This window comes from Acidiphilium sp. JA12-A1, from assembly GCF_000724705.2.
Classification (GTDB): domain Bacteria; phylum Pseudomonadota; class Alphaproteobacteria; order Acetobacterales; family Acetobacteraceae; genus Acidiphilium; species Acidiphilium multivorum.
In genome coordinates this window covers 1-290 of sequence record NZ_JFHO01000230.1, presented here as the reverse complement: position 1 = coordinate 290, position 290 = coordinate 1, and the positions used below count along the sequence as shown (strand labels likewise).

Sequence of the window (290 nt, the reverse complement as noted above, 5' to 3'; positions counted from 1 at the left end):
AGACGATGTCGCGGAACGGCCGGATCCACGCCCGCGCGCGACGAACCGCTCCCGCAACCCGCCGGATTCTTGATCCGCCCAGCTGCACCACGCCGATCGCCCCCTTCACCCGCACATCGACCACGCCGGGCAGCCCCCGGCACGGTTCCAGCCCCTCGCGCAGCCAGGCCTCGATTTGCCTGGCCTGCCCCAGCCGGTCCTCGGTCTCGAACAGGTCGAGCGAGGCATTCGCCGCGGCGCAGCCCAGCGGATTGGCCATGAAGGTCGGCCCGTGCATCAGCGCCTTCATC

1 protein-coding gene is annotated in these 290 nt (G+C 71.0%); it reads right to left on the bottom strand.

The genetic code is table 11. The annotated features are described in order from the left end of the window. On the bottom strand, positions 1–290 hold a 290-nt coding region (locus RT91_RS19450), incomplete at both ends, for an aminotransferase class III-fold pyridoxal phosphate-dependent enzyme (protein ID WP_035189557.1).